Annotated in this window: 20 protein-coding genes, 2 tRNA genes and 1 riboswitch; of the genes, 18 read left to right on the top strand and 4 right to left on the bottom strand. The window is 39.3% G+C overall.

Translation table 11 applies throughout. The annotated features are described in order from the left end of the window. Positions 1–26 precede the first annotated feature (26 nt). From BUF13_RS02895 to BUF13_RS02980, 18 genes are all read left to right on the top strand, one after another. A complete protein-coding gene (locus BUF13_RS02895; RefSeq protein ID WP_073570232.1) occupies positions 27–1,160 on the top strand; it encodes an aspartate aminotransferase family protein in 1,134 nt (377 codons plus the stop codon). An 18-nt stretch (positions 1,161–1,178) separates the two neighbouring features. Next, a complete protein-coding gene (locus tag BUF13_RS02900) occupies positions 1,179–2,132 on the top strand; it encodes a Rossmann-fold NAD(P)-binding domain-containing protein (RefSeq protein ID WP_073570824.1) in 954 nt (317 codons plus the stop codon). An 11-nt stretch (positions 2,133–2,143) separates the two neighbouring features. Then, entirely contained in the window at positions 2,144–2,944 is an 801-nt protein-coding gene (argB, locus tag BUF13_RS02905) for an acetylglutamate kinase (RefSeq protein ID WP_073570233.1), read from the top strand. Then, the gene (locus tag BUF13_RS02910) at positions 2,944–4,026 is read left to right on the top strand and encodes a M20 family metallo-hydrolase (protein ID WP_073570234.1); all 1,083 of its coding nucleotides are present in this window, start codon (positions 2,944–2,946) and stop codon (positions 4,024–4,026) included. The genes argB and BUF13_RS02910 overlap by 1 nt, the downstream gene beginning before the upstream one ends. Positions 4,027–4,030: 4 nt before the next feature. Further along, positions 4,031–5,365, top strand: coding sequence for an argininosuccinate lyase (gene argH, locus BUF13_RS02915; protein WP_073570235.1), 1,335 nt, complete (start codon positions 4,031–4,033; stop codon positions 5,363–5,365). 100 nt (positions 5,366–5,465) lie between these two features. Then, on the top strand, positions 5,466–7,010 hold the full coding sequence (locus BUF13_RS02920) for a SulP family inorganic anion transporter (RefSeq protein ID WP_073570236.1): 1,545 nt from the start codon (positions 5,466–5,468) through the stop codon (positions 7,008–7,010). After that, complete coding sequence (gene can / locus BUF13_RS02925; protein WP_073570237.1) at positions 7,007–7,657, top strand: carbonate dehydratase; 651 nt, start codon at positions 7,007–7,009, stop codon at positions 7,655–7,657. Before BUF13_RS02920 ends, can begins: the two co-directional genes overlap by 4 nt. An 84-nt stretch (positions 7,658–7,741) precedes the next feature. Then, a riboswitch (SAM riboswitch) is annotated at positions 7,742–7,850 on the top strand. A 149-nt stretch (positions 7,851–7,999) separates the two neighbouring features. Next, positions 8,000–9,304: an O-acetylhomoserine aminocarboxypropyltransferase/cysteine synthase family protein gene (locus tag BUF13_RS02930; protein ID WP_073570238.1), complete on the top strand. Its 1,305-nt coding sequence runs from the start codon at positions 8,000–8,002 to the stop codon at positions 9,302–9,304. 8 nt (positions 9,305–9,312) lie between these two features. Beyond that, the gene (locus tag BUF13_RS02935; RefSeq protein WP_073570239.1) at positions 9,313–10,365 is read left to right on the top strand and encodes a homoserine O-acetyltransferase family protein; all 1,053 of its coding nucleotides are present in this window, start codon (positions 9,313–9,315) and stop codon (positions 10,363–10,365) included. 137 nt (positions 10,366–10,502) lie between these two features. Beyond that, positions 10,503–11,168, top strand: coding sequence for a ligase-associated DNA damage response endonuclease PdeM (gene pdeM / locus BUF13_RS02940; protein WP_073570240.1), 666 nt, complete (start codon positions 10,503–10,505; stop codon positions 11,166–11,168). Between the two features lie 57 nt (positions 11,169–11,225). Further along, complete coding sequence (locus tag BUF13_RS02945; RefSeq protein ID WP_073570241.1) at positions 11,226–12,116, top strand: cell division protein FtsX; 891 nt, start codon at positions 11,226–11,228, stop codon at positions 12,114–12,116. Position 12,117: 1 nt separating this feature from the next. Beyond that, a complete protein-coding gene (locus tag BUF13_RS02950; protein ID WP_073570242.1) occupies positions 12,118–12,330 on the top strand; it encodes a DUF3098 domain-containing protein in 213 nt (70 codons plus the stop codon). A 29-nt stretch (positions 12,331–12,359) separates the two neighbouring features. Continuing rightward, positions 12,360–13,046, top strand: a complete 687-nt coding sequence (gene truB / locus BUF13_RS02955) for a tRNA pseudouridine(55) synthase TruB (protein ID WP_073570243.1) — start codon at positions 12,360–12,362, stop codon at positions 13,044–13,046. Then, complete coding sequence (locus BUF13_RS02960; RefSeq protein ID WP_073570244.1) at positions 13,033–13,956, top strand: bifunctional riboflavin kinase/FAD synthetase; 924 nt, start codon at positions 13,033–13,035, stop codon at positions 13,954–13,956. Before truB ends, BUF13_RS02960 begins: the two co-directional genes overlap by 14 nt. A gap of 8 nt (positions 13,957–13,964) precedes the next feature. Further along, on the top strand, positions 13,965–14,663 hold the full coding sequence (locus BUF13_RS02965; protein WP_073570245.1) for a CoA transferase subunit A: 699 nt from the start codon (positions 13,965–13,967) through the stop codon (positions 14,661–14,663). A 27-nt stretch (positions 14,664–14,690) separates the two neighbouring features. Beyond that, positions 14,691–15,347, top strand: coding sequence for a CoA transferase subunit B (locus BUF13_RS02970; RefSeq protein ID WP_073570246.1), 657 nt, complete (start codon positions 14,691–14,693; stop codon positions 15,345–15,347). Positions 15,348–15,399: 52 nt separating this feature from the next. Next, positions 15,400–15,741 (top strand): gliding motility protein GldC, encoded by a 342-nt coding sequence (gene gldC, locus BUF13_RS02975; RefSeq protein ID WP_073570247.1) that lies wholly within the window; start codon positions 15,400–15,402, stop codon positions 15,739–15,741. A gap of 335 nt (positions 15,742–16,076) precedes the next feature. After that, entirely contained in the window at positions 16,077–19,043 is a 2,967-nt protein-coding gene (locus tag BUF13_RS02980) for a carboxypeptidase-like regulatory domain-containing protein (protein WP_243839686.1), read from the top strand. A 46-nt stretch (positions 19,044–19,089) separates the two neighbouring features. Here the strand turns inward: BUF13_RS02980 and BUF13_RS02985 are convergent, their stop codons facing one another. From BUF13_RS02985 to BUF13_RS03000, 4 genes are all read right to left on the bottom strand, one after another. Beyond that, on the bottom strand, positions 19,090–19,941 hold the full coding sequence (locus BUF13_RS02985; RefSeq protein WP_073570249.1) for a PIG-L deacetylase family protein: 852 nt from the start codon (positions 19,939–19,941) through the stop codon (positions 19,090–19,092). Beyond that, entirely contained in the window at positions 19,941–23,360 is a 3,420-nt protein-coding gene (locus tag BUF13_RS02990) for a HEAT repeat domain-containing protein (protein WP_073570250.1), read from the bottom strand. Before BUF13_RS02990 ends, BUF13_RS02985 begins: the two co-directional genes overlap by 1 nt. A gap of 182 nt (positions 23,361–23,542) precedes the next feature. After that, a tRNA-Glu gene (locus BUF13_RS02995) sits at positions 23,543–23,614 on the bottom strand. 83 nt (positions 23,615–23,697) lie between these two features. Continuing rightward, positions 23,698–23,772, bottom strand: a tRNA-Glu gene (locus tag BUF13_RS03000). Positions 23,773–23,880 lie beyond the last annotated feature (108 nt).

The following is a 23,880-nucleotide window of genomic DNA, read 5'->3' on the forward strand; positions in this document are numbered from 1 at the left end:
TTCCAATTCTTAAATCGTAATTCAAAATGAAATTATTTGATGTATATCCTCTTATCCCAGTCACAATTGACAAAGCACTAGGCGCTCAACTTTGGGATGAGAACGGTCAAGAATATTTAGATCTCTACGGAGGTCATGCAGTTATTTCCATTGGTCATACCCATCCACACTATGTGAAGCGGATCAAAGACCAATTGGACAAAATGGGATTCTATTCAAATTCCATTCAGATCCCTATTCAGAAAGACTATGCAGCTAAATTAGGCGAGCTTTCGGGCCTTCCTGATTATCAATTATTCCTTTGTAATTCCGGAGCTGAAGCGAATGAGAATGCTATCAAAATGGCTTCATTCGCGACTGGAAAGTCGGGTTTCATCGCTTTCTCAGGTGGTTTTCATGGTAGAACATCAGGTGCCGTTGCATTGACGGATAATCCTAAAATTGTCGCTCCTTGTAATGCGCGCGAGGATTTTCACATCCTTCCTTTTGGAGATTTGGAGTCAGTGGAAAAAACTTTAAAAAAAGGAAACATAGCGGGGATCATCATAGAAGGAATCCAAGGAGTTGGTGGAATTCAAGTTCCATCTCCAGCCTTTCTAAAAGGCTTGGCTGATTTGGCTAAGAAATATGAAGCCAAATTGATTTTGGATGAGGTTCAGTCTGGATTTGGACGTACAGGTAAGTTCTTTGCTTTCCAAAATGTAGATGGAATCAATCCAGATTTGATTACCATGGCTAAAGGAATGGGAAATGGCTTCCCAATTGGAGGTTTGTTGATTTCCCCGGAATTCCAAGCTAGCTATGGACTTTTGGGTACCACTTTTGGAGGCAATCATTTGGCATGTGCAGCTGGTATTGCTGTCTTGGAAGTGATGGAACATGAAGACTTAATTGCTAATTCTCAGGAGCTTGGTGAGAAAGTGATTGCAGAGTTAAAATCAATCCCTGGAGTGAAGGAAGTTAGAGGAACTGGTTTGATGGTTGGGATTGATCTGGATCGCGAAGCAGGACCTGTAAGATCTGAATTAGTAAACAAATACAAAATATTCACTGGCTCAGCCTCAAAAAAGGAAACGATTCGTTTGCTTCCACCCTTGTCCATTGAATGGAATCAGTTAAATTCGTTTTTAGTAGCCCTAAAGGAAATCCTCAGCAAATAATTTTTGATGAATTCTTCAATTACCCATTTTACACAGTTCGACTCCAAGGCATTAGGTGAACAATTGATTCAAGATGCCCTTTATTTCAAAACCAATCCTCGTGCGGATATCACCAAAGGAAGAGGAAAAAGAATAGGTTGTATTTTCCTAAATCCATCCCTAAGAACTAGAGTTTCTACTCAAATAGCAGCACAAAATCTGGGAATGGAGCCTATTGTCCTGAACATGGACAAAGAAGGCTGGGCCTTGGAAATGAAAGAAGGAGCTATCATGAACCAAGGTACTGTGGAGCATATCAAGGATGCTGCAGGTGTTTTGGGAACTTATTTTGATATTTTGGCAATCCGTGCTTTTCCTACCCTTACAGATAAGGAAAGTGATATCAATGACTATGTGATTAGTCAGTTTATGAAGTACACGGGTACTCCTATCGTCAGCTTGGAGTCTGCTATCAGACATCCACTTCAAAGTTTGGCCGATCAGATTACGATTCGGGAACATAGTCAGGAAAACAAAAAGCCAAAGGTTGTTTTGACTTGGGCTCCTCATATCAAAGCGATTCCTCATGCTGTAGCCAATAGCTTTGCAGAATGGACGTCTGGAATGGAACATGACCTGACGATTACCCATCCTGAAGGTTATGAGTTGGATGAGAAGTTTACCAAAGGTGTTAAAATCGAGTATAATCAATCCAAAGCCTTGGAAGATGCTGATTTTGTCTATGTAAAAAATTGGTCTTCATTTCAGGATTATGGTAAAATTCATTGTACGGATACTTCTTGGATGTTGACTGAGGATCATTTGAAAAATGCGCCAAATGCAAAAATTATGCATTGTTTACCTGTAAGAAGGAATGTGGAATTATCTGATGAGATGTTGGATGGACCACGTTCTTTGGTACAAAAGCAAGCAGAAAATAGAATTTACGCTGCCCAATCTGTGATCAATCACTTGTTGGATAGCAATTTTTAAGTACCCTTATTATGAAGATTAGTATTATCAAAATCGGTGGCAATGTGATTGACTTTCCTGAAAAACTCGATGAGTTTTTGGGACAGTTTGCCAAATTTCCTGGACATAAAATTTTGGTCCATGGAGGAGGAATTATGGCTTCCCGATTTGGTGAATCTTTGGGTGTAATGCCAGAAATGGTCGATGGAAGAAGGATTACTGACAAAGACACTTTGGACATTGTAACAATGGTTTATGCCGGTTTGATCAATAAAAACATCATTGCCAAATTGCAGGCCTTGCATGTCAATGGGATAGGAATGAGTGGTGCTGATGGAAATATCATCCGATCCAAGAAGCGTCCTGTTAAGGGGATTGACTATGGTTTTGTTGGTGATATTCAAGAAGTTAATACTGATTTGATCAAGCATTTGTTAAGTGCTGATTTGGTACCTGTATTGAGTGCAATCACTCATGACAAAAAGGGACAACTTTTGAATACCAACGCTGATAGCATCGCTTCTGCCCTAGCTACTAGTTTGGCAAAAGAGCATCAAGTGAATCTTTATTTCTGCTTTAATAAAAGCGGTGTTCTTTTGGATGAAAAGAATGAAAACTCCATCATTCCTAGGATCAATGAGGATATCTATGCTGAATTGAGAAAGGAGAATGTGATTCATTCAGGCATGATTCCAAAGTTAGACAATGCATTCGAAGCGCTTCAAAAAGGGGTGCATAATGTATGGATTGGAAAAGCTGAAAATTTGATGCTTTCCACCAAAGGAAAACTTTCAGGAACGATTATCGAACGACACAGATACGATCTATATTAATGGAAATACAAACAGGAATTGTTCAGGATGCTATTCAACTTTTGAAGGATTTGATATCAACTCCTTCCCTTTCTAGAAAAGAAGAAGATACAGCAACTTTGATCAGTAGGTTTTTCATTGAAAGAGATATAGAATTTCAGCGCAAGGGGAATAATATTTGGGCTTGTATCAACAAGTTTGTTGCATCCAAGCCTACCATTTGGTTGAATTCCCATCATGATACGGTCAAACCAAATGTCGGCTATACCAAAGATCCCTTCCAAGCTATAGTTCAAGATGGGAAGCTTTTTGGTCTGGGTTCCAATGATGCAGGAGGCCCTTTAGTTTCTTTGATAGCCGCATTCCTTCATTTCAAAGGAGTTGATCTTCCATTTAACTTGATCATGATTGCCTCGGCTGAAGAAGAAATTTCTGGGCCACATGGAATTGCTCATGTGATTTCCGAATTACCAGAACCTGAATTAGCCATCGTGGGCGAACCAACTTTGATGAATCTGGCTGTAGCTGAAAAAGGCCTGATGGTCATCGATGCAAAGGTTTATGGAAAAGCAGGTCATGCAGCACGTGAAGAAGGAGAAAACGCACTTTATAAAGCCTTGGATGACTTGGTAACGATCAGGGATTTCAAATTCGATCGGGTATCCCCTTTCTTAGGAAAAACAAAAGTATCTGCCACCATCATCCAATCAGGTAGCCAACATAATGTAGTTCCTGATCTTTGTGAATACACATTAGACGTAAGGGTAACTGATGCATATACTTTGGAGGAAGCATTAGGAGAATTGGTGAATAGCCTTTCTGCGGAATTGACTCCACGATCTTTGAGGCTTCAAAGTTCTCATGTACCAAAAGGTCATTTGATTTTGAAAGTCGCCGAAGAGTTGGGCTTAGAGCAATATGGTAGCCCTACCCTTTCGGATCAGGCTTTGATTCCATTCCCTTCTGTAAAAATCGGTCCTGGAGATTCGGCAAGATCCCATACAGCTGATGAATTCATCTATTTGGATGAAATAGAAAAAGGAATAGCTGGATACGTTCAGCTCCTTGAAAAATACGCCTCATTAAAATCTTCAAATTTATAATCCTATGAAAATCTGGCAAAAAGCCACCGATAGCAAAAAAGAAGTTGAATCCTTTACTATCGGTAGAGACCCGGAATTTGATTTGGTTCTCGCTCCCTTTGATGTCTTAGGTTCTATGGCTCATGCTCACATGTTGGCCAAAATTGGATTGCTAACAACCGAGGAAAATGAGATTCTCCAGAAGGGATTAAAAGAAATCTATCTGGAAATAGAAACAGGAAAATTTGTAATTGAACCTGGTGTCGAAGATGTGCATTCTCAGGTCGAATTTCTATTGACAGAGCGATACGGTGATGTTGGTAAAAAGCTTCATTCCGGAAGAAGTAGAAATGACCAAGTTTTGGTGGATTTGAAATTGTACTATAGAGCTGCGATCCGTGGTTTGGTTGAGGCTAGCACCGAGTTAACTGACCTGCTTCTCGAATTGGCAGAAAAGCACAAAAAGGATTTAATGCCGGGCTATACCCATACACAATTGGCGATGCCTTCTTCTTTTGGATTGTGGTTTGGAGCTTTTGCAGAAGGGATCAGTGAAGATCTAGGCTTGTTGAAGGCAGCATTTGATTTAAGCAACAAAAACCCATTGGGTTCTGCTGCGGGATATGGTTCTAGTTTTCCTTTAGATAGGACATTGACAACTCAACTTTTGGGCTTTGCTGACTTGCATCACAATGTGATCAATGCTCAAAACAGCCGAGGAAAAACTGAAAGAACCTTAGGTTTTGCTGTTGCAGGAATGGCAGGAACACTCAATAGACTTGCTGATGATGTTTGTTTATTTATGAACCAACATTTCGGCTTCATCAAATTCCCGGATGAGTTGACAACTGGTTCCAGTATCATGCCTCATAAGAAGAATCCTGATGTATTTGAGTTAATTAGAGCAAAGACAAATCAGATTCAGGCAGTTCCAAATACAATAGCCCTTCTTTTGACGAATTCTACAACTGGTTATCATAGAGATCTTCAGTTGTTGAAAGAGGAAATATTCCCGGCAATTGATTCACTTCAATCTTGTCTTGAGATGACAACTTTCATGTTGAAATCAATCCAAATCAAATCTGATATCCTAAAGGACTCATTCTACAAGCATGTATTCTCTGTGGAAGTTGTAAATGACTTGGTGTTGGAAGGCATGCCATTTAGAGATGCCTATAAAAAAGTAGGTTTGGATATTGAAAAGGACGATTTCAATCCAGATCAAAGCCAGTTAAAACATAGCCACGAAGGAAGTATTGGAAATTTGAACCTTTCTGAAATCAAAGGAAAACTTGATTCAGCTATTCTAGCTTTCCAATTTGATAAAATTGATGAGGCTTTTAATAAGCTGATCGATTAAAATAGTCGCTTTTTACTAATCTTCAGGTTTTAATTATCTTAGATAAAGTTATTTTTGATGAGGATGGGGAAAACCCATCCTCATCAATAAACCCACATCTATGTATAATTCCCTTTTTGGTTCCAATCTGAAATATGATTTAAAGTCGAGCCTTGTAGTATTTTTAGTGGCCCTTCCCTTATGTTTAGGGATTGCCATAGCCAGTGGAGCTCCTCCTATGTCCGGATTGATCGCAGGAATAATTGGAGGGATTGTAGTTGGTTCTTTTTCTGGTTCCCATGTAAGTGTCAGTGGACCTGCAGCAGGCCTAACTGTCATTGTATTAGACGCTATATCTTCATTAGGGACTTTCGAATTGTTTCTTGCAGCCGTTGTGGCAGCAGGGTTAATCCAAATAATTTTGGGCTTTTTAAAGGCTGGGGTTTTGGGGTATTATTTCCCCCACTCTGTGATTAAAGGAATGCTAACAGCTATTGGTTTAATTCTGATTTTGAAGCAAATCCCTCATGCCTTGGGTTATGATAAGGATACAATGGGTGATGAAACATTTCTTCAAGCTGATTCACATAATACCATCACTGAGATTTGGTATGCAATCAAGTATTTTAGTCCAGGAGCCATTCCAATTGTCTTGATTTCTTTGGCAATCATTGTTTTTTTCGATAGGCCCCAAATCAAAAATCATAAAATATTGGGCTTGGTTCCAGGAGCGCTTTGGGCGGTTATTGCTGGAATTTTGATCAATCAATTTTATGGAATATTTCAACCTTCTTGGCAATTGGACGGAGAGCATCTTGTGAGTATTCCGGTGGTTGACAGTTTTGCAAGTTTAGGTGGACTGGTAACCTTTCCAGATTTTGGATTATTGGCAACACCTGATTTTTGGGTAATAGCCGTTACAGTGGCGATTATTGCAAGTATCGAAACATTACTTTGCCTAGAGGCGGGTGATAAAATGGACCCTTACAAAAGGATCTCTCCTGCATCCAAAGAATTGGTAGCACAAGGTTTAGGAAACACAGTTTCTGGATTGATTGGAGGGCTACCTGTCACTGCGGTTATTGTAAGAACTTCAGCAAATATCAACTCCGGATCCAAAACTAAACTCTCTGCAATTTTGCATGGCGTCTTATTATTGGTTTTAGTGATTGGAATTGCAAGCATTTTGAATTTGATCCCATTAAGTTGTCTTGCTGCAGTTCTTTTTGTGGTAGGATATAAATTGGCCAAACCAAGCCTTTTCATCAATGAATATAATAAAGGTTTCAACCAGTTTTTGCCATTTATTGTAACTGTTGTAGCAATCCTTTTTACCGACCTTTTGGTGGGTATTGGCATAGGGATGATTTTTGGAATTTTCTTCGTGATCAGAACAAATTATCAGCGATCTGTAATCGTGACTGAGCTAAAAGGAAGCTATTTAGTGAAGCTCCAAAAAGATGTGTCATTTCTGAATAAGGCCCCTTTGATGAAAAAACTATCCGAAATTCCATCTGGCAGTGAAGTGATTTTAAATGCTACAAAAGCCCGATTCATTGATCATGATATTCAGGAGGTTTTGAATGATTTCATTGATAGCTCTCCTGATAAAAATATTACCGTAACTATTGAAGGATTTAACTTTAACCTGAACAAAACTATATGAATCCATACGAAAAACTACTTCTCCAAAACAAAGCTTGGTCTGAAGAAATGGTAGAGGTAGACAAGGAATTTTTTCAAAGATTAGCCAAACAGCAAAAGCCAAAATTTTTATGGATTGGTTGTTCTGATAGTCGTGTTCCAGCAAATGAAGTAACAGGAACTGATCCAGGTGAGATTTTTGTCCATAGAAATATTGCCAACATGGTGGTTCATACTGATTTGAATATGCTTTCTGTTCTTCAGTATGCAGTTGAAGTATTGGAAGTTGAACATATCATAGTTTGTGGTCATTATGGCTGTGGTGGTGTGGATGCAGCCTTGACTCCGAATCACTTGGGGTTGATCAATAAATGGCTCAGAAATATCAAAGAGGTATATTCTAAACATCAGTCAGAGATTGACGCTATTGAGGTACATGCTGATAAAGTAGATAAACTAGTCGAAGTGAATGTCATCGAACAATGTCAGGATTTGATCAAAACATCTATCGTTCAAAAAGCTTGGGTCAATAGAAAAGCCCCTGAAATTCACGGTTGGGTATATGGCCTTAAAGATGGTCTTGTCAAGGAGTTAGTCACAATCAAACCTGATTTTGAAAACATCTCCCCGATCTTCCGTTATGATATTGACCAACTCAAAGAATCATAAAAATTAGAAACTAGGTGAAATAATTTTTGAAATTTCACCTAGTTCACACATCTTTGCATCATCCTTTCACTTTTTCCGTGCAAGGATTTATAAAGAAGAGGCGAGAGACAGGCTCTATGACCCTCTGGCAACCTGGAAAAACCAAGGTGCCAATTCCTGCCAAATGAGATGGTCTTATTTGGAACTATAAATTCTCTGCGATATGAACAAAGGATTTTCAATCCCACTTACTGGACAAACCTCCCCTCTTTCAAAGAGATTTTATTCTATTTATTTCAACTCAATCTTTTCATTGAGCTGTTTTTTCTATGTCTTTTTTCTAAAACCATAAACCCATTAATTATGTCAGCGAACTATCGTTTCGAAACACTTCAGCTACATGCTGGACAGGAACCAGACCCAGCAACTAACGCCAGAGCGGTTCCTATTTACCAAACAACTTCCTATGTTTTCAATTCTGCAGAACATGGAGCAAACCTTTTTGGACTAAAGGAATTCGGGAACATTTATACCCGGATCATGAATCCTACCACAGATGTTTTTGAGAAACGTCTTGCAGCTTTAGAAGGTGGTGTGGCTGCAGTTGCTACAGCATCTGGTCAAGCCGCCCAATTCTTGGCTTTGAATAACATCCTTCAGGCCGGTGATAATTTTGTATCTACCTCATTCCTATATGGAGGTACATTCAATCAATTTAAAGTAGCCTTCAAAAGAATCGGCATTGAAGCTAGATTTGCCAAAGGAGATTCTCCAGAGGCGTTTGAAAAACTGATTGATTCCAAAACAAAAGCAATTTATTTGGAAACAATCGGGAATCCGGAATTCAATATTCCTGACTTTGATGCCATTGCTGCAGTTGCTAAAAAGCATGATATCCCATTGGTAGTTGACAATACTTTTGGAGCAGGTGGATATTTATTCAACCCAATTAAACATGGTGCCAACATTGTGACTTCTTCTGCTACCAAATGGATTGGTGGTCACGGAACCTCTATTGGAGGAATCATTATCGATGCTGGAAATTTCAACTGGGGAAATGGAAAATATCCACAGTTCAGTGAGCCTTCTGAAGGTTATCATGGATTGAACTTCTGGGATGTTTTTGGAGAAGGGAATCCTCTAGGACTTCCAAATATTGCTTTTGCGATCCGAACAAGAGTTGAAGGTTTGAGAGATTTTGGACCTGCGATCAGTCCATTCAATTCATTCTTGCTTTTGCAAGGCTTGGAAACGCTTTCCTTAAGAGTTCAGAGAACTGTTGATAATGCCTTGGAATTGGCTAAATGGTTAGAGACTCATCCGAAAGTTCAAAAAGTAAACTATCCGGGATTGGATTCATCTCCTTACAATGCTTTGGCTAAAAAGTACCTCAAAAATGGTTTTGGTGGTGTTTTAAGTTTCGAAGTGAAAGGAGACAAAGAACAAACCTCTGCCATCATTAATAATTTGAAATTGATTTCCCATTTGGCAAATGTAGGTGATGCAAAGACCTTGATTATTCAACCATCTGCTACTACTCACCAACAGCTTTCAGAAGAAGAGCAAAAAGCGTCTGGTGTTACACCGACTCAACTTCGCATTTCCTTGGGAATAGAACACATAGAAGATATCAAAGCTGATCTTCAACAAGCATTTGATTCAATCTAAAATCAAGAATGAACCTTAAAAGTCAATACGCAACGATTACCATGTCTTTGGAATTATTTCAGTCCTTTGAACCCCTTGAACTAGAGTCAGGGGAATCTTTCTCACAATTTGATGTGGCCTACACTACCTATGGAAGTCTCAATGAGGACAAGTCCAATGTTGTTTGGGTTGTCCACGCCTTGACCGGCGATTCAAATGCCTCAGATTGGTGGAATGGATTAATTGGTGAAGACAAATTCTTTGACCCTTCAGATAAGTTTATCATCTGTGCCAATTTGTTGGGTTCCAATTATGGTTCTACCAACCCTTTGAGTAAAAATCCGGATACTGGGGAAACTTACTATTATGATTTTCCTCATGTGACTCCTCGTGATTTGGCCAATTCATTGGAAAGGCTTAGAAATCATTTAGGCTTGGAACAAATCCATACCTTAATAGGAGGTTCTTTGGGTGGCCAAGTGGCATTGGAATGGGCTATCACTTTGGGTTCAAAATTGAAAAATCTGGTCGTATTGGCTTCTACTTCGCAATCTTCTCCTTGGGTCATTGGTTTTAATGAAACCCAGAGAATGGCAATCGAATCTGATTGTACTTGGGGAGAAAAAAGTGAATTTGCTGGTCAAAAAGGTCTTGAAACAGCTAGAGCTATAGCGATGTTGAGTTACAGACATCCTGGAGATCTCCAGAAAAAACAAAAGGATCAGGATACAAAACTGGATAACTTCAAAGCTTCCTCATACCTGCGCTATCAGGGACAAAAGCTTGCCAAGCGCTTCAATGCTCTCTCCTATTGGACTTTGTCCAAAACCATGGACAGTCATGATTTGGGGAGAAACAGAGGTGGTCTGGAAGCTGCTTTGGGATTAATTGAAGCCAAAGTATTGACTGTTGGAGTAGATACAGATTTGCTATTTTTACCTGAAGAATCTCAATTCATTTCCAAGTATGTCAAAAGAGGAACTTACAAAGAAATCAAATCTTCTGCCGGCCATGATGCCTTTTTGATTGAGTTTGAACAATTAAGTTATTTCCTGCAATCCTTTTATTTGGAGCAGCAATAAAGATTTTAATTTGGATTAAGTTTTTAAAAACCTCTTTGGAGATTCCATGGAGGTTTTTTTATGCAAAGACACCTATTGTCAGAAAAATCAATTTTCTATTAGTTCAATTATGGCTTTCAAATTAGTTTTGAACTCTAATGAAGCAAGAATTGAATCAGGCAATCATTGAACATAAGGGAATGGAATTGTGGCTTTTAAAGGAAAAAGCTATTTGGATTCCTGAATTGAGAACTCTTTTGGTTTCAGATGTTCATTTTGGAAAGGCTGCTCATTTTAGAAAGTCTGGTATTCCCATACCTGAACCAATACATCAGGAAGATTTAGAAGGTTTGGAAAGACTATTTCTTTATTATGACCCATCCGATGTTTACTTCTTAGGAGATTTGTTTCACAGCGATTGGAATGGGCAATGGGACATTTTGATGACATTTTTAAATCAGTTTGATCAAATTTCATTTCATCTGGTTCAAGGAAATCATGATGTCCTTTCTCCTAATTTTTATAAAAATAGTCCGATGAAAATTCATCAACAGCCGGTTTTCCTATCCAATTTGATGCTTTCCCATGAGCCGATTGAAATTGTGCCTGATGGATTTTTAAATCTTTGTGGACATATTCATCCCGGTGTGAGATTGAAAGGACTGGGACGTCAATCTGTAAAAATCTCATGTTTTTATCTGGAAAAGAACAGAATGATTCTTCCTGCCTTTGGGAATTTTACAGGATTAGCCTTGATAAAACCTCGATCCCAATCAAAAATTTATGGAATTACCACAGAAAAAGTCATTCTTATCCAATCCTGAAACAAATTGGCAAAATCCTTGGGGATGATTAGCTTTGATAGGAATTTATAAAACCAAATGGCAAACTACCCTCGTAAGAAAAAGACTTTAGGGCATTTCAAATACGGAAGCGTACTCTTTAGCACCACTCTTTCTTTATTTATTGTTGGACTTTTTGGAGTCATCTTGATTCAGGCAAAAACATTGACCAGTTTGATTCGGGAAAATGTCGAAGTCCAGATTTTTTTGGATAAGAATCTTAAGGCAGAAGAAATCACAGCAGTTAAAAATAATCTTGCCAGCCGTCCTTTTGTTTTGATCAAGTCAGATACAGTTAGTCTTCGATACATTTCCAATGAAGATGCTGCTAAGACATTTATTGAAAGTACAGGAGAGGATTTTACGCAGTTTTTGGAGGATAATCCTTTGAGAGATAGCTATGTGATCACCATTTCTGAGGAATTCCAAACGGCTGATCAATTAGAAAGTATAGCTAAAGAATTAGAGGCAATTCCAGGTGTTTTCGAAGTTTCATACATGACAGACTTGGTAGAATCCATCAATAAAAATTTGGTGAAAGTCAGTTTGGTCATGGGTGGTTTTATCCTGATTTTGATCATTACTGTAGTCATGTTGATCAATAATACGATTCGCTTGGCTTTATTCTCGCAGCGTTTCCTTATCAGATCCATGCAATTGGTTGGGGCAACTAGAGCCTTTATCAGAAAGCCATTCCTTATGCGCTCTTGGGTGTTTGGAATGCTAGCTGGAGCTTTCGCTTCACTCATCTTATTTGGGTTGATCTCCTACACACAAACAGCTATTGAGGGCTTTGCATTACTTCAAAACCAAGAACTGATGCTGATTCTATTTGGAATTTTGGTCGTTGTGGGTGGAATTCTATCAGTTCTCAGTACCTTGCGAGCTGTTAATAAGTATCTCAATATGACATTGGACGAATTGTATTAATATGAGTAAAGCATCTTTTCCTTTTTCCAGAAAAAATTACAAGCTGATGTTTATCGGGATCGGTTTGATCATTTTGGGCTTTATCCTGATTGGTTTAGATCCTGAGCCACACGGAAACGGAGTCCTTGGATTGACCATCGGTCCTATCGTTACCCTAGCTGGATTTATTTTTGAGTTTTATGCCATCTTGGCAAAATCAGAAAAGAATAGCTGATTCTTTCGGCCAAATTTCTATTTCAACACATGCAAGAACAAGCCTACGCAGAGGTCTTTTTGATTGACAAACCCAAGGAATGGACTTCATTTGATGTTGTCAAAAAGGTGCGAAATGCACTCAAAATCAAAAAGGTTGGCCATGCAGGTACCCTTGACCCCCTAGCAACTGGTTTATTGATCGTTTGTGCCGGTAAAATGACCAAGCAGATCGAAACCTTCATGGGGCAGGAAAAAGAATACACCGGAACATTCGTCATCGGTGAAACCACAGAGTCCTTTGATCTGGAAAAACCAGTTGAATTTGTTGCCGATGCATCTCATATAACTTTGGAAGATGTAAGAGCTGCAGCTCTTCAATTGACTGGAGATATCATGCAGGTCCCTCCTATGCACTCAGCTATCAAAGTTGATGGCAAACGTGTCTATGAATCTGCAAGAAAAGGATTGGATGTAAAAATGGAACCTAGACCTGTCCAGGTAAGAGAATTTGAAATTACCTCTTTTCAAGATAGAGTCGTCGAATTTAGAATTTCTTGTTCCAAAGGAACCTATATTAGAAGCCTAGCGAGAGATTTAGGAGAAATATTAGGTGTTGGTGCCTACATGAGTTCACTTTGCAGAACCAGAATTGGAGAATTTCGATTGGAAGATGCCAAAGATCTTTTGCCTTTAATAGAAGAAATAAAAGCCCGAAGAGCTGATGAAAATCTATGAGGGATTAAATGAGTTTTTGCCAGTCAAAAATCCAGTGGTTACTAGTGGAACCTTTGATGGTGTTCATTTAGGTCATCAGAAAATATTACATAGAATCCGTGAAATCGCCCGCTCAGTGGAAGGTGAGACGGTTTTGATCACTTTTTGGCCTCATCCCCGATTGGTTCTTTATCCAGAAGAGCACAAACTTCGATTACTATCAACTTTTGAAGAAAAGGCCAAACTACTTCGTCAATTTGGTATCGATCATTTGGTCACCATCCCTTTTACCAAGGAGTTTTCTCAATTGACTTCCAAAGAGTTTATTGAAGAGGTGATTGTCAATAAAATCCAAACCAAAAAGCTGGTTATTGGCTATGATCATCGATTTGGGAAAAACCGTGAAGGATCTTTCGAATACTTGAAAGAGAACTGTTCTTCCTATGGTTTTGAATTGGAGGAGATTTCTAGACAAGATGTCGATGAAATCGGTGTTTCCAGTACCAAAATTCGCCAAGCGTTGGAATCTGGGGATATTGAAACAGCAAATTCTTATTTGGGAAGACCCTATGAATTGAATGGATTGGTCGTCAAAGGACAGCAGATCGGAAGATCGATCGGTTTTCCTACAGCCAATGTTCACATTCCAAATGATTATAAATTAATCCCCAAAGACGGGGTCTATGCCGTGGAAGCTTCTGTGAATGGAAGCATATACAAATCCATGCTAAATATTGGGAATCGTCCGACCGTTGACGGTAGCAAAAAATCAGTGGAAGCCCATCTGTTTGATTTTCAGGGAGACCTTTATGATAAACAAATTACAATTTATCTGAAGGCTTACTTGAGAGAAGAGCAAAAATTTGAGAATTTAGAAGGACTAAAAGCTCAATTGCACAAAGATCAGCAGAGAGCCAAACTCATTTTATAAACCCAATTATGATCAATAAAGTAATTCAAGACGCCCAGGAAGCCGTAAAGGACATTCCTAGTGGTGCATTTTTGATGATGGGAGGATTCGGTTTGAGTGGGATTCCCGAAAACTGCATTTCCGCCCTTTTGAAAAGAAACATCAATGGTCTGACCATTGTTTCCAATAATGCCGGAGTCGATGACTTTGGAATTGGCCTTTTGCTGAAAAAGAAAATGGTCAAAAAGATGATTTCCAGTTATGTAGGAGAGAATGCAGAATTTGAAAGACAGCTTCTTTCTGGTGAATTGGAAGTAGACTTGATTCCGCAAGGGACTTTGGCAGAAAGAGTCCGAGCCGGTGGAGCTGGAATTCCAGCCTTTTTCACTCCTGCCGGTGTCGGAACAGAGGTGGCTGAAGGAAAAGAAATCCGTGAGTTTGACGGAAAGCTTTATTTGATGGAAAGATGGCTAAGAGCTGACTTTTCACTTGTGAAAGCCTGGAAAGGTGACACAGCAGGAAATTTGATATTTAAAGGTACAGCAAGGAATTTCAATCCGATCATGGCAGCAGCCGGAAAAATCTGCATAGCTGAGGTGGAAGAATTGGTCCCTGCTGGTGAATTGGATCCCAATCAGATTCATACCCCTGGAATCTATGTTCAGCGGATTTTTGAAGGGAAAGATTATGAAAAGCGTATTGAACAAAGGACTGTATCCCATTCCTGATTTTCTAATCTCAAAACATCAAGAATCATGTTGACAAAAGAACAAATAGCCCAAAGAATAGCCCAGGAAGTCCAAAATGGACAATACATCAATTTAGGAATCGGCATCCCTACCCTAGTTGCCAATTATATTCCGGAGGATTTGGAAGTAGTTTTGCAATCAGAAAATGGATTGTTGGGAATTGGACCTTTTCCTACGGAATATAAAATTGACCCGGATTTAATTAATGCAGGAAAGCAAACCATCACGATGGTCAAAGGTTCTGGATTATTTAATTCAGCGGAATCTTTTGCAATGATCAGAGGAGGTCATGTACATCTTACAATCTTGGGAGCTATGGAAGTCTCTGAAAATGGAGATATCGCCAATTGGAAGATTCCTGGCAAAATGGTCAAAGGGATGGGTGGAGCGATGGATTTGGTTGCTTCCGCAGAGAATATCATTGTTGCCATGCAGCATTGTAGTAGAAGTGGTGACTCCAAGCTATTGAAGGAATGTTCCTTACCTATTACAGGTATCAGATGTGTGAAGAAAATAGTAACCGATCTGGCAGTTTTGGAAATAGCGCCCGAAGGAGGCTTTATTCTCAAAGAAAGAGCACCTGGAGTATCAGTTGAAGAAATACAGTCCAAAACTGAAGGAAAGCTGATTATTGAGGGAGAAATCCCAGAAATGAAATTTTAAGAAAAAATGGAACCCGGGGAAGCTGGATTTGGTTTCACCCAAAATTTATAAAATGAAAAAGTCAGATATAAAATTTCAAATCGCCCTAGACGAACAAAACATCCCTAAGGAAATTCTTTGGGAGGCATCCGACAAAGAAGGTGAAGGTTTAGAAGCAACCAAAAGTATCAGTTTGAATGTTTGGGACAACTTAAACCAAAGTACTCTTAGAATAGATTTGTGGACAGATGAAATGTCTGTAGTCGAGATGAAAAGGTTTTATATAGATGTGATAGGTGGTATGGCACAAACTATATTAACTAGTACGGGAGATGAATATATGTCTGAAGAGATGAAAGATTTATGTGACCGATTAGTCAAACATGTTAACGAAGAAAACGCCAAAAACAAATAAAATAAGAGCCTGATATTTAATCAGGCTTTTTTTTGATCTAAAACAAATCTCAGATTTTTATTTAGGATTTTTTAATAATAATTAGAGTCTTATTCCGATTCTCTAAAGTTCTCCGCAATTCATTCTCAGTTTTTCATTAATAGAGCCAAAGTTTCCTAAATCCCCCTCTAATTTCCCGTATAGGGCGAAAATGTTTTTTTTGGATATACCGTTTTATATTTACTTTTTACAATAAATTCGGTACGAAACTAATCCCTATGGTCTATTTCTAATAGATTATAATTTAAAACCCTTAATAGCCTATGAGCAATTTTACTCACAAATTTTCTAGGTATATGGCATCATTTGTCATCCTAGTTTCCTTGAGTATAGGAACAGTGTTTGCACAAACTACCATATCTGGTAATGTGACAGATGCAGAGTCTGGAGAGACTTTAGTCGGAGTTAATATTATTGTAAAAGGAAAGGTAATTGGTACAATTTCAGACCTTTCCGGAAATTTCTCTCTTAATGTAAATCAGGAACCTCCTTTCACTTTGATTTTCTCGATGGTCGGATATACCAGCCAGGAAATTGAAATTAGTGGTGGAGTATCAAACCTAGATGTGAAGCTCCAAGAGTCTACGGTACTCGGACAGGAGGTCGTTATATCTGCTTCAAGGGTTGAGGAAAGTGTCATGAAGTCTCCAGTGTCTGTGGAGAAGATGGATATCATTGCAATCAGAGAAGTGCCACAAGCAAGTTTCTATGATGCGTTGAATAATTTGAAAGGTGTTGAAATGAGTACTCAATCACTCACTTTCAAATCTTTCAACACGCGTGGATTCAATGCCAACGGTAACGTAAGAACTGTTCAGATGATCGATGGAATGGATAATCAAGCCCCGGGCTTGAACTTCTCTGTTGGTAACATCTTAGGTATTTCAGAATTGGATTTGGAAAGCGTTGAGTTGCTTCCAGGTGCTTCTTCTGCCCTATATGGACCGAATGCCATCAATGGTATTTTGCTGATGACTTCGAAAAATCCATTTCAATATCAAGGCCTCTCTGCTAATGTGAAAACAGGTATCATGAATCAAGGTGATAGAAGTACTGCTACCACCGGATTTTATGACTTTAGCGCGAGATATGCTAAGGCTTTCAATGATAAAGTCGCTTTCAAAGTAAACTTACAATATCTAAGAGCAGATGATTGGCAAGCCAATGATTTCAGAGATCAATCTCTATTGAATGGATCAACAATTGAGGGAGGAACTAGAGAAAATAATCCTGCATACAATGGAGTAAACATCTACGGTGATGAGACCAATGTCAATATGTTCTCTGTGGCTCAATCCATGGTTGGAGCAGGAGTATTACCTGCAGCAGCATTAGGAATCATTCCTCAAACCTATGTTTCCAGAACGGGTTATATGGAGCGTGATTTGGCAGATTATGGCACCAAATCTTTGAAATTGAATGCAGCATTGCATTGGAGATTGAATGACAGAGTTGAAGCAGTACTTCAAGGTAATTATGGATACGGAACGACGGTATATACAGGAGCTGATAGATATTCAATCCGTAATTTCAACATGGGCCAGTACAAAGCTGAATTGAAAGGTGCTAACTGGTATGTGAGAGCTTATACTACTCAGGAGAGATCAGGAGATGCATTTGCAGTAGGTACTGCAGCTCAGGGGATCAATGAAGCTTGGAAAGCAAGTACCCAGTGGTTCCCAGAATATGTCGGTGCATATGCGCAAGCTGTTTTAGGTGGAATGACTTCAGATGCTGCTCATGGAGCCGCTAGAGCTTTTGCAGATCAAGGTAGATATATGCCTGGTACAACTGAATTCAAAAATTCTTTGGCAGACGTGACTTCCCGTCCAATACCTGGAAACGCTTCAGGTGTAGGTGCACAGTTTGTTGATAAAACCAATCTGTATCATTTCGAAGGTTCTTACAATTTAGCTGATCAAATCAAGTTTGCTGAATTTGTAGTTGGAGCTAATTATAGGATTTATCAATTGAATTCAGAAAAGACTCTTTTCGCGACTGATGAAAATGGAAATGAGTTTAATATCAAAGAATACGGTGGCTATGTTCAAGGATCTAAAACGCTATTCAATGATAGATTCAAATTGACTGCATCTGTTCGTTATGATAAAAATGAAAACTTCCAAGGTCAATGGTCTCCACGAGTTTCTGGTGTATATTCTGTAGGAGATCATAATTTCAGAGCTTCTTACCAAACAGGCTTTAGAATTCCAACCACTCAAGATCAATACATCGATTTGTTGACACCTCAGGCGAGGTTGATTGGTGGATTGGATTTCTTTAGAGATAGATATAACCTTAACTCCAACCCTGGTTACACTTTGACAAATGTAACTCAATACGGTGCTGGAGTAGCTGCGGATGTTAATAACCCTGAAATTATTCAAGCTGCAATCCAACAAGCGACTCAATTGGTATTGCAACAAGTGGCTGCAGGTCAGATTCCGAATGATCCAGACGCAATACAAGCTGCAGTTGCCGCTTTAGTTCCTCAAGTGGTTCCATTATTGGCTGCACAAAACAATTTGGCTACTCTTCAGCCATATGAATTGTCTGAATTTAAGCCAGAAAGAGTGAAGTCATTTGAAGTAGGATACAAAGGATTGTTTGCAAATAGATTGTTGGTTGATGCTTATGCATATTTCAACAGATTTGAAAACTTTATTGGCGGTCAAGTATTGATACAAGATGGAAATCCTGACACTGGATCAGCTGGTCCTAATCCAATCACTGGTTTGAACCTAATCGGTGTAGGCCCAGGAGGCAGAAATGTATTCTCCATGCCTGTAAACAGAACTGAAGTAATCAAATCTTGGGGATGGGCTGTTGGAATGGATTATAAGCTTCCGAAGAATTATACGATTGGAGGTAACGTCTCGTTCAACACTCTTTCGAACCTAGATGAATTAGCTGAAACTGGTTTCCAGCCTAGCTTTAATACTCCAGAGTATAGATATGTATTGAATTTTGCCAACAGAGAGGTATGGAAAAACTTTGGCTTCTCTATGGCTTATAGATGGCAAGGAGAATTCGTATGGCAATCCTCTTTTGTTTCTCCAGCGGTATCCTCTTCACAAATGTCTGTGATGCCTGCTTTTGGAACATTTGATGCACAAGTAAGCTACAAATTGAAGAGCATCAAGTCTATCCTAAAAGTAGGTGGATCTAACTTATTCTCTGATGGGTATCGTCAAGCTTGGGGTAACCCAACAGTAGGAACGATGTACTTTGTAAGCTTAACTTTTGATGAATTCTTGAATTAATCAACAATAAATTCTCAATGAAAAAGGCCACTTATGTGGCCTTTTTTTATTTCACTTCATGAAAATATTCCCGGTCGAAAATCCTGGAATAAATCCAAGCAGGAACCTGATCATGGTATGGCATTAAATCCTTTAAAACTGCTTGTTGACTTTCATGAGCTTGCATTACATCAAGTACCCGTGAAAAATAAGCTTGAGTTTTGATAGAAAAATCAGGAAGAGGTAAGCCCTCTCCTTCCTCTTTTGGATAGTTGTTTTTAAAGCCTTCTGAAAGCTCCAAAGCAATTTCTATTTGATTGGGTGAGAGGGTTACTTGAAATAGCTGCTGAGGCTTAAATAAGCTATTTCCTTTATTCTCTTGAAATACCTGCTCAACCGCCAAACCACTCAAGCGATGGTCGGGATGACCATAAAGTCCAACTTTGGAATCATAAGAAAACAGTATATCCGGTTGAATGGCATAGATTCGATCTAAGGCAATTGATTTAAGACTATCCAAGCCTAATTCATTTAATCCACTATCTGCATATTCAAGCAAATGTAATTTTGTAGCTCCAATCCGATCGGCAGCTTGGGTCATTTCTAAGGTTCTAATTTCAGCAAGCTCATCTTTTGAATAACCTTCTCCAGAATTACCCGCTTCTCCCCTTGTCAAACAAAGAAGATGTACCTCATGTCCTTCCTCAATTAATTTCATCAAGGTTCCAGAGACAGTGACTTCATCATCTGGATGAGGAAAAAATGCTAAAACTTTCAATTTAGAGTCTGAAGAAAAAGGCAAATCCCTACTAGGGATCTCAGGATTGTGCAGAGCTCCTTTTCCAATCTGAATCAAAAAAAAGGGGGATAAGAGTACCAACAAAAGTAGCACTCCCATCACCCAAAGGAATATTTTCATTATTCGTCTCTATTCAAAGTACTTAAGAAACTAACCAAATTCCTGATTTCTCTTTTACTTAAAATATCACCCATATTTGGCATACTGGAAGGAGCCAATTTTTTGGATTTGATCTCAGATGCTTGGTAGGTCTTTTCTGGATCTGAACCAACTTTCACAGTAACACTCTGATCAGAATTGGCCATCACGGTTCCTGTGATTGTTTCACCATTATTCAACTCAAGGGTCACAAATCCAAAACCTGGAGACAATCGCTGACTTGGATCGACCAAAGCAATCAATAAATCCTCGCGGCTAAGTTTATTAGCTATTCCATTTAATCGTGGCCCCGCATTTCCCCCCATGTCATCATAGGCATGGCATCTGATACATTGAGCAGTTTGATTTTGGAAGAAAGAAGATCTTCCGGCTCGTACACTTCCTTCTGCCAATGCTCCGGAAAATTTTTTCCAAGGTTCATCTCCTGCTTTAGCATCTAGCAAAGCATTGAAGCGTGTTTTCAAGTCTTCTGAGCCTGTTTCTTCTATTGCTTCTTCCAATTCTACCCAAGTGGCAGTTGGAAGCTTATTCGCTTCAAAATCTTCTAAAATAGTATTCCATTCAGTTAGAGAAGCGCTATTTCCAATCCCACCTAGTGTCAATAAAGCCGTTTGCTTTTCAGGATTGGTTCTCTTTTGAATGATATCCATCAAAAGACTAACTTTTTGCTCGGTTGGAATTGATGTCTCAGAAAGTAAAGCCAAGCCTCCAACTCGAACTTCTTGACTTGCATCATTCATAGCTGAGGAAATAGCATCTGGAAGTTGAGTCGCTTTCATTCTATCTAATGCTCTTAAAGACTCCACTTTCACTTCAGCAGAAGGATCTGTTTTGACATGAGCCAAAAGAGCATCGCCTCCTTCTTCCATTCCCAATTTTCCAATTGCTTTTGCAGCTTCTTGTCTCACTGCTGCATTGGAATTATTTAGTGCAGAAATCAAAGTGGATTTACTTCTTTCCTTAATCAATCCAGCTTCTCTACTTACCTCACCTCTGAATCTTCCATCGACACGATCTACTAAAGAAGGTTTAGCCCAAGTACCGATAACGGCAATAGCTTCTAATTTTAAGGCTTCTGGAGCGCTGTTTTTAGCAATGTATGCCAAAACCTGATTCAATTGTTCCTCTCCACCTACACGTTGGTTTGCACTGAGAACTCGACGGATCAATGGTTCATTGGTGAAAGAGGTTGTATTTAGGATTCCTGCCAAAGCTGGTAAAGCTTCTGGTACGGAGTAATCATCATGAATAGCCCTAGCTGCTTCCGTCACGATCAATTCATCGGAATCATTGAGGAATCCTGCTAAAGAAGGACTTGAAAGTCTTCTCAATGCCAAGACAGCCCCCATTCTTACTGCATCAGATGGATTGGTATTTAAAGCTGCAAGAGCTTTTTCATCACCAATTCTGGATAAAGCCAAACTCGCTGCATGCCGGATATAAGCATCTTCATCATTATTAGCTTCTAAAAGAGCAATTAATGGTTGAGTGGCGTTTTTATCTTCTGCTCTTCCCAAAGCCTCTGCGGCAAAGAATCTTACTCTGGAATTTTCATCTTTCAAGCTTGCAATTAGATCCGCACTCGCATTTTTAAACTTGATATCTCCCAACCATTTGGCTGAAAGTGCTCTGATCTCAGGATCAGAATCTTTTAAGAAAGGAATCAAAGCATCTGCAATGTCCATCGATTCCATTCGGGCTTGCTGACTAATCCCAACAATCGCATGAACTCTCGCATATTGATTAGAAGGATCTGCCAAGACTTTTTGGAATACCACAGTTCCTTTATCTCCCCTTTTTGCCAATTCAAATTGAGCCTTTCTTCTAACCCGCATATCATCGTGATATAATTTTGACTGAAGGTCAGTTTCTGAAAGTGCCTTATAATCAGCTTTTAATTCTTTTTCTGTGTCAGCTTGAGCTGCTTTATTCTCAGTTTCTGGATCTGTCAATTTCCAGATTCTACCATAGTTTTTTGTATCCCATCCATTGATCCAATCTGCAAAATACAGTGCTCCATCGGGTCCAAAATCCATCCCAGTTGCTAATACTCCAGATAAGATTTTCTCGGTTGACTTCAATTCAAAACTTGCCCCTTTTGGCTCCAAAGTGAAAGCGTGGATCCCTGAATTAGTAGGATTTCCTACAAACTCAACTAGGAAGAAATTGTCTTTCCATCTATCTCCCAAGGCAGTTCCTGGGTTATACAACATACCTGTTGGACCAGAAACATAATTCATGATTGGTGGCGTGATAAAAGCTGCCTGCTTATCCCATCGGGGTTTGAAATAAAGCTCATCCATCCAAACCTTGTAGGTATTGTTATCAGGATCGCGATACTTTCCAAATTGCCAGTTGGTTCTCCATCCCGAATCAGATCCGTTGGTGATGTAAACCAAACGCTCCTTTTCACCTGCATGATCTCCATCATTATCTGCAGAAATCAGGTTGGTATGGGCATCGAAAACGAACTCATGGGTATTTCTCACACCCATGGCGAAGATTTCAAAATCCGAACCATCAGGGTTAGCTCTGGCGATTACACCTCTGTTCGGATAATTCCAATCCTTTCCATCGGGTCCTTTACCATGAAAACCAATATCTCCAATTCCCCAATAAACACGTCCATCAGGGCCCATTTCCAAACCGGACATCCCATGACCTCCAAAACCAATATGAACCCCGTAGCCGTGAGATATGGAGGTTTTCTCATCCATAACTCCATCGCCGTTCTTATCGACCATTCTCCACATATCAGGACCTACACCTACATAGAGTGCATCCTCTCCCATCATAACGGCTCCTGCTACATCGGTGACTTCATCATTAAAGTCTTCAACCACCAGTTGCATAAAGTCAGCTAATCCATCTCCGTCGGTATCCTTCAACTTATAGATATTCTCTTTTTCGACCGTCATGTCTTTCCAGTCGTGGGATCCATCACCATTGATATCAGAAAGCCAAGTATTGACCTCACTTCTTTCTGGAGAAAGCTCAGAATGCAGGAAAGCTCTTTTATCCTCGATAGATTGAAGTCCTATTGACCTGATTTCCCAGTCTTGATGACCACGAATATCAAATTCAGAGTTTTTCTGACGGTTGGTTCGAGTATAATAGAGGTCGCCCTCATTTGTGATGTTGATCGAGATCGGATCAAAAACCAAGGAGTCAACGCCCCAGACTGAAAGTTTCAATCCTTCTTTAAGGACAGGATTAACTTGGGAATTGGCAGCGCTTGCTTGTGGTTGTAGTTCTTCTTTGGTAAAAGTTTGAATTCGGGGATCAACTGGCTCCTCTTTTTTACAGGAAGTGGTGATAAGAATCCCCCCAAACATGATCGCAAAAAGCGATTTGGAAAATAGGTTACGGGTTTGATGCATTTTGGCAATAAATTCGTTTGACAAATGCAAATTAAGAAAAATGAACTGAGGTGAAATTCCCGTTGATCAAAAAGGTCTATAAAACAAAAATCCCGATCAGAAATCGGGATTTTGTTCACTTTAACCACTAACAACCATAAAACAAAAATTGGGTGACGCTCGGTGATTGAGCTTACGTCTTGTAGTCCGTACGGGAATCGAACCCGTGTTTCATCCGTGAAAGGGATGCGTCCTAACCCCTAGACGAACGGACCATGGGGTATTTTACTTAGAAGTACTTTTTCTGATTTCAAGAGAGTTATAACACGAAATTATAACTCCTTGAAAATCAATATAATGGTAGTCCGTACGGGAATCGAACCCGTGTTTCATCCGTGAAAGGGATGCGTCCTAACCCCTAGACGAACGGACCATTATTTGCCTCAGAAAACGTGCTTTTCCGTAAGGTTGTGCAAATATAGAGGGTTCATTTTACAATAACAAAATGGTCACAAAAATTTATTTGGTTTGAGAGCTAAAA

Origin of the sequence: Algoriphagus zhangzhouensis (genome assembly GCF_900148515.1) — a bacterium.
GTDB lineage: Bacteria > Bacteroidota > Bacteroidia > Cytophagales > Cyclobacteriaceae > Algoriphagus > Algoriphagus zhangzhouensis.